This is a genomic window from Nonomuraea sp. NPDC049129, from assembly GCF_040648495.1.
Lineage (GTDB): Bacteria > Actinomycetota > Actinomycetes > Streptosporangiales > Streptosporangiaceae > Nonomuraea.
On sequence record NZ_JBEZDU010000039.1, the window covers coordinates 73068 to 83653 of the forward strand.

The 10586-nt window shown below is 71.3% G+C and carries 8 protein-coding genes; 1 reads left to right on the forward strand and 7 read right to left on the reverse strand.

Annotated features, from left to right (window positions below; all coding sequences use genetic code 11):
• Positions 1-22: 22 nt before the first annotated feature.
• Both pstS and AB0B64_RS56195 read right to left on the reverse strand, forming a co-directional pair.
• Positions 23-1093, reverse strand: coding sequence for a phosphate ABC transporter substrate-binding protein PstS (gene pstS / locus AB0B64_RS56190; RefSeq protein ID WP_357956879.1), 1071 nt, complete (start codon positions 1091-1093; stop codon positions 23-25).
• Between the two features lie 122 nt (positions 1094-1215).
• Positions 1216-2415 carry a cytochrome P450 gene (locus tag AB0B64_RS56195; protein WP_358203609.1) on the reverse strand — a complete coding sequence of 400 codons (1200 nt, stop codon included), beginning with the start codon at positions 2413-2415 and terminating at the stop codon, positions 1216-1218.
• Positions 2416-2568: 153 nt separating this feature from the next.
• Here AB0B64_RS56195 and AB0B64_RS56200 point away from each other — a divergent pair, with 153 nt between their 5' ends.
• Complete coding sequence (locus AB0B64_RS56200) at positions 2569-3513, forward strand: ATP-binding cassette domain-containing protein (protein ID WP_358203615.1); 945 nt, start codon at positions 2569-2571, stop codon at positions 3511-3513.
• Positions 3514-3547: 34 nt separating this feature from the next.
• On the opposite strand, the gene AB0B64_RS56205 is transcribed toward AB0B64_RS56200, so the two are convergent.
• The 5 genes from AB0B64_RS56205 to AB0B64_RS56225 form a co-directional block, all read right to left on the reverse strand.
• Positions 3548-6697 (reverse strand): BTAD domain-containing putative transcriptional regulator, encoded by a 3150-nt coding sequence (locus AB0B64_RS56205; RefSeq protein ID WP_358203620.1) that lies wholly within the window; start codon positions 6695-6697, stop codon positions 3548-3550.
• Positions 6698-6800: 103 nt separating this feature from the next.
• The gene (locus AB0B64_RS56210; protein WP_358203625.1) at positions 6801-7979 is read right to left on the reverse strand and encodes a sensor histidine kinase; all 1179 of its coding nucleotides are present in this window, start codon (positions 7977-7979) and stop codon (positions 6801-6803) included.
• Between the two features lie 62 nt (positions 7980-8041).
• Positions 8042-8935, reverse strand: a complete 894-nt coding sequence (locus tag AB0B64_RS56215; protein ID WP_357956889.1) for a sigma-70 family RNA polymerase sigma factor — start codon at positions 8933-8935, stop codon at positions 8042-8044.
• A gap of 75 nt (positions 8936-9010) precedes the next feature.
• A complete protein-coding gene (locus AB0B64_RS56220) occupies positions 9011-9619 on the reverse strand; it encodes a hypothetical protein (protein ID WP_357957083.1) in 609 nt (202 codons plus the stop codon).
• Positions 9607-10586: selenium-binding protein SBP56-related protein (locus tag AB0B64_RS56225; RefSeq protein WP_358203630.1), on the reverse strand; the 980-nt coding region annotated here is incomplete at its 5' end. The genes AB0B64_RS56225 and AB0B64_RS56220, both read right to left, overlap by 13 nt.

Below are 10586 nucleotides of genomic sequence, written 5' to 3' on the forward strand. Positions count from 1 at the left end.
GTGAGAGGCCGGGGGTTCCCGTTCAGGTGGTGACGCCGAGCTGGGTACGTACCTTGGCCAGGAGATCGTGCGGGAGCGGGGCGTAGCCGTACAGGGACAGGTAGGACTGGCCGGCGTCGCTGGCGGTGTAGTCCAGGAAGGTGCGCACCAGCGGGTCTGAGCTGCGGGAGCAGATGATCTCGTAGGTGACCAGGATGATGGGGTAGGCGTCCTTGTTCTTGGTCAGGTAGTCGAACGTGACGATCAGGTCGCCGTTGTGGCCGGCGATCCGGGCGCCTTCCAGGGCTTTGGTGGCGCTCTGGGGAGAGAGGGCGACGAACTGGCCGGCGGCGTTGCGTATCTTGGCCGTGCGCAGGGCGGCGTCGCCGGCGTAGGCGTACTCCACGTAGCCGATGGAGCCCTCGGTGCGCCCTATGGCCTCGGTGATGCCCGCCGAGCCGGTCACGCCTTGCCCGGTGTCGGCGAACTTCCTGGACGGCTCGTACGGCCAGCGGCCCGCCTCCTTGAGATAGGCGGTGAAGTTGTAGGTCGTGCCCGAGTCGTCGGAGCGGTGGAAGAGCCGGATGCCGGTGCCCGGCAGGTTCGCGCCGCGGTTGTCGGCGGCGATCTGCGCGGCGTCCCATCGGGTGATGCGGCCGCTGAAGATGCCGGTCAGGGTGGTGGGCGAGAGCTTCAGTTCCGGCGTGGACGGCAGGTTGTAGGCCAGGGCGATGGGGCCCACCACCATGGGCAGGTGTATCGCGCGGCTGTGGCAGCGTCTGTCGGCCCGCAGTTGTTCGTCGGGGTGCATCGCGACGTCGGAGCCGGCGAAGGCGGTGGCGCCGGTGATGAAGTCGCGGATGCCGGCGCCGGAGCCGTTGGCGTTGTAGTCCACCCGCAGGTCGGGGTGCAGCCCTTGGAAGTCGGCCCGCCAGGCGTCCATCGCGCCTTTCTGCGCGCTCGAGCCGGAGCCGGAGATCGACGCGGTGATCGGGAGACTGGGGGGCGCTTCGTCGCGGGTCAACAGCGCGGTCCCGGTCAAGCCGACGGCAGAAGCGGCCAAGGTCAGGGCGACCAACAGCGCCGCCCTGATGATCCCGGTCAGCTTTTCCATCTCATCAAACTATGAAGTGGTCGCGGTCTTCTAGTTCACCACGCGTCAAACTCCTTGCCACAAAACAGTCATTTCCCGCAAGATTTGGGCAACGTTCAGGATCGAGCCGCTGACGAGGGCGGTCACACGTCCCAGGTGACCGGCAGGCTCTTGACCCCGTAGATGTCGGCGGTCTCCGGGCGCAGGGCGACCTCTTCGGCCGCTACCGCCAGGCGCAGCGTGGGGAAGCGGTTGACCAGCGCGGGGAAGGCGGCCCGCATCTCGACACGGGCCAGCTGCTGGCCCAGGCACTGGTGGATGCCGTGACCGAAGCCCAGATGCCCGCCGTCCTGCCTGCGCAGGTCGAGGGTGTGGGGATCGGCGAAGCGCTCAGGGTCGCGGTTGGCGGTGTTCATCGACAGGATGACCGCCGTACCGGCCTTGATGGTCTGGCCGCCCAGCTCGACGTCCTCCAGCGCCGTCCTGAAGAACGTCTTGGCCACGCTCAGATACCGCATCAGCTCCTCCACCGCCTTGTCGGCGAGTGTGGGGTCGGCGCGCAGCGCGGCCAGCTGCTCCGGGTTCCGCAGCAGGGCGAAGGTGCCCAGCGCCAGCATGTTGGCGGTGGTGTCGAGCCCGGCCGCCAGCAGGATCAGGGCGACACCCTTCAGCTCCTCATCGGTCAGATCGCTGTCGGTCAGGTCGCTGAGCACGTCGTCGGTGGGGTTGGCGCGCTTGGTCACCACGAGGTCGGCGAGATAGGTCTGGACCGCGGTGTAGGCCGCCATCAGCTCCTCGTCGCCGGTCTCCCCGTCCATGAACTTGTCGACGTTGCCCTGGAAGGCGCCCCGATCCTCATACGGCACCCCCAGCAGCTCGCAGATCACGATCGCGGGGATGGGTTTGGCGAAGGCGGTCACCAGGTCCGCGGACGGCCCGGCCTTCTCCATAGCGTCCAGGCACTCGGCGGTGATCTGCTCCACGCGCTCGGTCAGTAGCCGCATCCGCCGCACGGTGAACTTGCCCACCAGCGGCTTCCTGTACCGGCTGTGCTGGGGCTCGTCCATGAGCAGGAACTCGCCGGGTGGCGCCGGAGGGACTTCGATGTCGCCGTAGTCGACCCACGGGTGGTGGCGCATGAGCTCTCTGCGCGAGCTGAACCGCGGGTCGGCCAAGACCGACCGGACCAGGTCGAAGCCGGTGATCAGCCAGCCCTGGTGCCCGTCGGCGAAGGGGATGCGGCTGATCGGGCTCTGCTCGCGGGCCTCGATCAGCTCCTTGGGCGGGTCGAAGGGACAGCCGGGCTGACGTTCGGTCGGCATCGCGGTAACGGTGTGTTCCATGACGTCCACTCTCGCCGACCGCTCTGATATGAGACCGTCGCCGTCCTGACACGGCCGCTGACACCGCATGGCCGCAACGGCGCGGCGTCGTGTCAGCGGTCACGTCAGGTCGGCGACGGCCCGATATCAGAGCGGTCGGCCAGGTTGGACCCCATGAACGGTTCAGCCATTGTGGCCTCGGGGCTGCGCAAGGCATACGACGACAAGACCGTGCTCGACGGCATCGAGCTGAATGTCCGCACCGGCACGATCTTCGCCCTGCTCGGGCCCCACGGCGCCGGCAAGACCACGACGGTGAACGTGCTGACCACGCTGCTGACCCCCGACGCCGGCAAGGTGGTCGTCGCCGGGTACGACGTGGCCACGCAGACCAAGGCGGTGCGCGCGGCGATCGGGGTCACCGGGCAGTTCGCCTCGGTGGACGACCTGCTCACCGGCGAGGAGAACCTGCTGATGATGGCCGATCTCCTGCACCTGCCCAAGGCAGAGGGCAAGCGCATCGCCGGCCGGCTGCTGGAGAGGTTCGATCTGGTCGAGGCGGCGGGCAAGCTGGCGGTGTCCTACTCCGGCGGCATGCGCCGCAAGCTGGACCTGGCCATGACGCTGGTCGGCGACCCGCAGATCATCTTCCTGGACGAGCCCACCACGGGACTCGATCCGCGCAGCCGACGCACCATGTGGGAGATCATCCGGGAACTGGCCGCCGAGGGGAGGACCATCTTCCTCACCACCCGGTATCCGGAGGAGGCCGGTCGGCTCGCCGACCGTATCGCCGTGCTCGATCAGGGCCGGCTGGTCGCCGAGGGCACCGCCGATGAGCTCAAGCGCCGCATTCCCGGCAGCCATGTCCGGCTGCGGTTCACCGCCCGGCACGAACTCGAGGCCGCGGCGCGGGTCTTGCACGAGTCCACAAGGGACGACGACGAGCTGACCTTGCGGGTTCCCGGCGACGGCGGGGTGCGGTCCTTGCGCGCGCTGATCGATCGGCTCGACGCCCATTGCCTGGAAGCCGAGGAATTGTCGGTGCACACACCGGACCTGGATGACGTCTTCCTCGCCCTTACCGGTCACGCGAACAACGTGGCCGGCGCGCGATGAACGCCATGTCAGCTTTCCCGGGCTCGAGCGACGTTCACGAAGCGAGCGTGATCTCGGCCAGCTCACGCCAGTCCCGCCGCTGCCCGGCAAGGGTCGCCTCGGCGAACACGGTTTCGCCGAGGTGATCGCGCGCGTCCGCGGCGATCCTGGCGGCGTCCGGCTGCGAGCGGTCCGGCGTGCCGCGTACGCCGTCGCTCGCCCCGAGCAGCCGTACGGCCTGCTCGTGGTCTCCCTGGCGCAGCGCGAGATCCGCGATCCCGATCAGCACCTGGGCGATCGTGGGGGGATGGGTGTGCTCGACGGTCGTGGCCGCGCGCAACGCCTCGGCCCGGTAGGCGCGGGCCTTGCCGAGATCCTCGGTGAGGTAGCCGTACAGATCCATGGTGTGAACACGGATGGAGTCGGCCATGTCCGCCTCGCCCAGCACCGCCCGCACCGTGGCCAGGTGCTCACGCGCCTGGTCCGGCTCGCCGCGCAAGCGCGCCAGCTGCGCCTGCGCGAGCGCCAGCTCGACGAGCGCGTCCGGCCAGACGATCCCATCGGCGATCCGCCGCGCCTCGGCCATGGCGCGGGCGCTGGATCGCTCATCGCCGAGCAGCCAGTACAGCTGAGCCTGCCGCGCCCGAAAGCCGACCACGTCCTCTCTCGCGCCCACCTCCATCAGCGCCAGCGCCGCCTGTTCGTAGTGCTCACACGCGCGGGCGAACTCGCCGCGCATGGCCAGCCGGTCGGCCAGGAAGGTCAGCGCGAGCGAGATCCCCATCCGGTCGCCCAGCGTACGGAACTCGGCAAGGGCGGTCTCGGCGTCGAGGTCCACGCCGGTCTCGTCGCCGCCGAGCGTGAGCCGCAGCCGGCCACGGCTGAGCCTGGCCTGCGCGCGCACCCACGGATCGGCGTCGGCGATGAGCGGCTCGAAGGCGGGCATGAACTCTGCCGGGCCCCGCAGCATCCGCTCATGCAGCTCGACGAACCCCAGCAGCGGGTGACGAGACCCGCTGCGCCGGGCGAAGCGATGCGCCTGCTCGATCCACTCCCGCGCCTGATACTGATCGCCGGTGACCCCGGCGGTCACGAAGATCGTCACATTGAGGTACGCCAGCGCCCGCACCTCATCGGACACCTCCCCCGGCAGCGAGGCCGCCGCGATGCTCAGCTCGGCGCCCTCGGCCCGGTGCCCGCTGAGGTACCAGTACCAGCCCGCGGCCGCGACCAGCCGCATCGCCTCCTGAGCCCATCCCTCGGCGATGGCGCCGCGCAGGGCCGTGACGATGTTGTCGTGCTCGGCCCCGAGCCTGGCCAGCCACTCCACCTGCTCGGCCCGGCGCAGGCGCGGCTCGGCCGTCTCGGCCAGCTCGGTGAAGTACGCCAGGTGCGCCCGGCGCGCCGGCTCGCTCTGCCCGGCTTCGGCCAGCCGCTGCGCCGCGTACTCCCTGATGGTGTTGAGCATCCGGTAGCGCGGCATGCCCTCGCCGTCGGCGAGCAGCAGCGACTTGTCGATCAACGCGGTCAGCACGTCGAACACCTGCTCCCCGGCGGACGTCTCCTCCCCGCAGACCTGTTCGGCCGCCTCCAGGCTCACCCCGCCGGAGAACACCGACAGCCGCCGCAGCACGTCACGTTCGGTCTCGGTCAGCAGGTCCCAGCTCCAGTCCACGACCGCGCGCAGCGTCTTGTGCCGGGCGAGCACTGTACGGCTGCCGCTGGTCAGCAGCCGGAATCGGTCGTCGAGCCGGCGGGCCAGCTGATCGACGGACATGGTGCGCAGCCGGGCCGCGGCCAGTTCGATCGCCAGCGGCATCCCGTCCAGCGCCCGGCAGATGCGCACCATGGCCGCTACGGTGCCGGCGTCGGAGCCGATGTCCTTGCGCACCAGGTCCGCGCGGTCGCGCAGCAGCCGCACCGCGGGCGAGGATCCGGCCTCGGCGAGATCGGCTCCGCCGGCGGGCAGCGCGAGTGGCTCGACCTGCCACAGCACCTCCCCGGTGATGCCGAGCGGTTCCCTGCTGGTGGCTACGATCCGCAGCCTGCGGCACTCCCCCAGCAGTCGGTCGGCGAAAGCCGCGGCCGCCTCGATCACGTGCTCGCAGTTGTCCAGGATGAGCAAGATCGCGCGCTCGCGGACCGCGGCGATGAGCCGGTCCATCGGCTCCCCGCCCCGCGAGCCGCCGAGCAATGCCTGGTCACGCAGGCCGATCGCGGTCAGCGCGGCCTGCGCCAGGTCACCGCCTTCCCCAACGGAGGCCAGTTCGACCAGCCACGCCCCGTCCGGCAGGTCAGCGAGCATCGTCCGCGCGGTCTCGGTGGCCAGCCTCGTCTTGCCGGAGCCGCCCGCCCCCGTCAAGGTGACCAGCCGGTGCTTGGCGGCCAGAGCGGCGACCGCGGACACATCATTCTTCTTGCCGACGAAACTCGTCAGCTCGGCGCGCAGGTTCGTCTTGTGGTTGTCCGCCCGCTCGCCCAGCTCGCCACGCAGCAGCGCGGTGTGCAGCGCGGAGAGCTTGGCCGACGGATCGACGCCCAGCTCCTCGGCGAGCCGCTCGCGGGTGCGCTGGTACACCGTCAACGCCTCGCTGCCCCGCCCCGCCTCGGCCAGCGCCCGCATCAAGGCCGCCACGAACCCCTCCCGCAGCGGGTACGCGGCGACCAGCTCGGTCAGCTCCGAGACCAGCTCCGAGCCGCGGCCGAGGCGAATATCGGCATCCACCCGATCGCCGAGCGCGGCGACGTGGAGTTCGTCCAGGCGTGTGACCGCGGCGTCGAAGGCGTCGCTGCCGTGCAGCGCGAGGTCGGCCATGGCGGTGCCGCGCCACAAGGCCAAGGCCGAGCGCAGCAGATCCGCCCGCGCCGCGGGCTCGGCGGCACGGGCCTGGCCGACCAGCTGCTCGAACCTGGATACGTCGACGGCATCAGGAGTCACGGCCAGCCGGTATCCGCCGGAATCGGCCTCGATCACCCCGTCCGGCAACACCCTGCGCAGCCTGGACACCAGCGCCTGCAAGGCGTTCACCTCGTCGGCGGGCGGCTGTTCGCCCCAGATCCAGTCCACCAGCCTCGCACGCGTGACGATCCGGCCAGGTTCGAGGGCGAGCGCGGCCAGCAGTGCGCGCAGCCGAATCCCCGGAACCTCCACCACGGCCCCATCGCGGTTTCGGACCTCGAACGGTCCCAGCAATTCGACTCTCACAGCGGCAATTGTGCCGAACTGTGAGCCCGTCTTGCGCCATGTGTCCGGCCGGGCCCTCCGGCCGCACCCCCTGGACGCCGTCCGGGCCTTCCGGCCGCGCCCCCTAAACGCCGGGTGGGAGGGTGGCGGTGAGCTCGAAGCCGCCGCCCGGGTGGGGGCCCGCCTCGACGCTGCCGCCTGCCTGGCCTAGCCGTTCGGCCAGCCCGCGCAGCCCGCTGCCGCCCTTGGCGGGTTTGTCGGGTTTGTCGTGGGTGCTGCCGCTCTCTGCGGGTCCGTCGGGGCTGCTGTCGCTCGCGGTGGGGTGAGGGCCGTCGGGGCCGTTGTCGCGGATCGTCAGGGTCAGGCCGGTCAGGTCGATCTCGGCCTCGGTGGCGCCGCTGTGCCTGATGATGTTGGTGACGCCCTCGCGTACCACCCAGCCCAGCAGCGCCTCGGCCTGCGCGGCCGGTGGCGGCCCGGTGCGGCGGATGCGGGCGCGCACGCCGGCGGCGGCCAGGGCGTCGCGGGCGCGGGCGAGCTCGTCGGCCAGGCCGCCCGCCCGGTAGCCGGTGACCGCCTCGCGTACCTCGGTCAGTGCCTGCCGGCCGACGGCCTCGATGTCGGCGGCCTGGCGTTCGGCCTGGCCGGGGTCGCGGCGGGCCAGGCGTCGTACGGCCTCGGCCTTGACCACGATGACCGACAGGGTGTGCCCGAGCAGGTCGTGCAGGTCGCGGGAGAAGCGCAGCCGCTCCTCGGCGACGGCCGCCTCGGCCAGGCGTTGCCGGGTCTGGTTCAGCTCGCCGATGACCATGTGCAGGTGCAGGATGACGGCCACGACCAGGCCCGCGCTGAAGGTCCCCCACGAGAAGGCCAGGATCGACTCCAGGCTGCCGCCACCGGCCCACACCACCAGCGCCGTGCCGAAGGGCAGCGCCGCCGTGGCGACCCGCACCGCCCGGCCGCGCAGGGTGATGCCGCACGCCACGCCGAGCAGCGGGAACAGGTAGTACCAGCCGCCGCCCAGCACGATCGACAGCCCGAAGACCACGGCCGCCAGCCCGGTCAGCGCGAGCCGGGCGGGCAGCGTACGGCGCCGGAAGGCCATGATCACTGTCAGCGCGTACAGGGCGGACATGGCGGCCAGGCCCGCCCACGACAGCCAGCCCGGCCGCAGCGAGCCGTCGACGGTCTCCCAGATCGCGCCCGCGGCCAGCAGGACGAAGGGCAGGAACGCCCCTGTGCCGGGCGCGTCGGGCGCCTCGTCCGGCGTGCCGTCGGGGCTCGGGGGCGGGGTTCGGGCCATCAGGCCAACGTTATCCGCGCCCGAGAGCCGCGACGAGCCGACCGCGCCACTACGGCAAGGGATCAGCCCGCCGCCGACATCGGGTCGAGCCGGGCCAGCCGGTCGGCGTCGGTGATGATGACGACGTCGGCGATCAGGCCGCCGCTGACGGTGAAGGCGACCAGCGAGACCACCCGGTCGCCGACCGTGGCGACGACTCCGGCGGCTCCGTTGACCAGTACCGGATGTCCCACGGAGCCGGCCGGCCGGAACGTGATCGCCTGCTTGGCCGCCACCGCCGCCCCGCGCGCCACCAGCACGGTCCCCGCGGCGCCGCGGTCGGAGCGGACCACGACATCCGGGTCGAGTACCCGCATCAGCGCCTCGAAGTCTCCATCGCGGGCGGCGGCCAGGAAGGCGTCGACGGCCTGGCGCTGACGGCCCAGATCCGGATCGGGCGCCGGGGCCGTGCCCCGCACGCGGCGGCGGGCGCGGCTGGCCAGCTGCCTGGCCGCGGCCGGGGTACGCCCCACGATCGGCGCGATCTCCTCGAACGGCACCGCGAACATGTCGTGCAGCACGAACGCCAGCCGCTCGGCCGGCTCGAGCGACTCCAGCACCACCAGCAACGCCAATCCGACCGAGTCGGCCACCACCGCCTCATGCTCGGGATCGACGCCCTCGGCGGGGCTGACGACGGGGTCGGGCAGGCGCTCCTCCAGGGAGTCCTCGCGCCGCCGCTCGCGCGAGCTCAACATGGTCAGGCACACCCGGGCCACGACCGTGGTCAGCCACCCGCCGAGATTGTTCACCTCGCTGGTGTCGCTGCGGCTGAGCCGTATCCACCCCTCCTGTACGGCGTCCTCGGCCTCGCTCAGCGACCCGAGCATCCGGTAGGCCACGGCCCGCAGATGGGAGCGGTGCTCCTCGAACCGGCCGGCCAGAAACTCCGCGTCGCTCGTCGTCCCCATGTTCATCGTCACAATCCTCCGTCAAGGCAAGTCATAGCACTGACCAACCCGACGCCACCGATGTGACAACTCTCGCCGAGCTCACGCCTGGACCAGAGTGATCACCCCCGCGCCCACGAGGGCGAGCGCCCACATGCGGTCCAGGTTGAACCAGGCGCGCCGCAGCACCGTGAGCCCGGCCACCTCGTACACCACCACGGCGATGACGCCCGCCACCACGAACATCGCCAGCGTGTGCAGCGCCGCCACCGCCAGGCCGCCCGACAGGGCGTGACCCTGGTGGCCGGAGGCGTGCAGGCCGGTGAAGACGGGCAGCAGCATCAGACCGGCACCGTGGGCCGAGGACATCAGGAACGACCAGCCGGCCAGCTGCCACAGCGACAGCCGCATCCCCACCCAGCGGAAGTGCCGCCTGGACAGCAGCCGCCACAGGCCGAACCCGACCAGCACCACCCCGCCGCCGATCGACAGCACCCTGCCGGTGACCAGCGAGCCGGTGAGGCCGACGACGATCGCGACCACGGCGACCGAGCCCAGGTGGCCCAGCGCGATGACCGGCAGCGACTGCAGCAGCAGGTCCCTGCTGCGCTCCTGCAGGCCGCGGGCCACGGCGAACAGCCAGCCCATGGCCGGGTTCAGGCCGTGGAAGGCGCCCAGCAGGAGCACGGTGGCGATCGTCACGGGTAGCAGTAGGAGTCGGAGGAGGCGTCGCCGCCCTGCAGGCGTACCTGGTGGGGGCGCAGACCGCGGAACGCCTCGCCGTGCGGGAAGAAGCCGGTGTCGAAGGTGAAGGACTCGGTGTCGATCTTGGCCATCCAGGCGCCGACGCCCTCGGGGTAGAACTGGTCGTCCCAGGCGCCGTACAGGGAGTTGGTGAGGTAGACGCGGCGGCCGTCGCGGCTGACCTCGACCATCTGCGGCCCGCCCCGCAGCGGCAGCGACGGCTGGGCGGGGTGGGGTGCCTGCCGGGCGATGCCGCCGATCCTGAGCGCGCCCAGTTCGGCGGGGTTGGCCGGGTCCGACACGTCGTACTGCTTGATCTCGCCGGTGCCCCAGCAGGAAACGTACAGGCGCTGGTCGTCGACCGACAGGTCGATGTCGGTGACCAGGGGCGGCACGGCGCCGAAGGGCCGCAGGACGGGCGGCAGCAGGTCGGCGCTCGCGGGCTCGGCGGGGATGGAGATCACCTTGCGGGCCTGCCAGCGGCCGTCCTCGTGGAACCAGAGCCAGACCGAGGCCGACAGGTCCGCGGTGCTGGTGACGACCCCGGCGAAGCCGTAGGTGCGGGTGGGGTCGTGCGCCGGGCGCAGCTCCAGGACCATCTGGTGTTCGTCGCCCAGGTCGACCTCCTGGAGGTGCTTGCGCTTGCGCAGGTCCCAGAAGTGCAGCTTGTGGCCGTACTTGCGGCCGAGCAGCAGCTCTCCCACCACGCCGTTCTCGACCATCGACGGGGTGCCCCACTCGGAGGTGATCAGCACGTCGTGGTTGATGTGCCACCAGAAGTCGTAGGCGAGGTACTGCGGCCCCCGCTCGACCTCCCAGCGCTCCAGTACCTCGAACGTGGTGTGGTCGAGGATCGCGATCCCGCCGGGCCCGTCGTTGCCGTCGGCGCCGCCGAGCGCCGACAGGTAGATCCCGCCGGGCCCGCAGTGCACGG

Coding starts and splice junctions, on each gene's coding strand:
- pstS (WP_357956879.1), bottom strand. CDS start 1,093: ATGGAAAAGCTGACCGGGATCATCAGGGCGGCGCTGTTGGTCGCCCTG.
- AB0B64_RS56195 (WP_358203609.1), bottom strand. CDS start 2,415: ATGGAACACACCGTTACCGCGATGCCGACCGAACGTCAGCCCGGCTGT.
- AB0B64_RS56200 (WP_358203615.1), top strand. CDS start 2,569: ATGAACGGTTCAGCCATTGTGGCCTCGGGGCTGCGCAAGGCATACGAC.
- AB0B64_RS56210 (WP_358203625.1), bottom strand. CDS start 7,979: ATGGCCCGAACCCCGCCCCCGAGCCCCGACGGCACGCCGGACGAGGCG.
- AB0B64_RS56215 (WP_357956889.1), bottom strand. CDS start 8,935: ATGAACATGGGGACGACGAGCGACGCGGAGTTTCTGGCCGGCCGGTTC.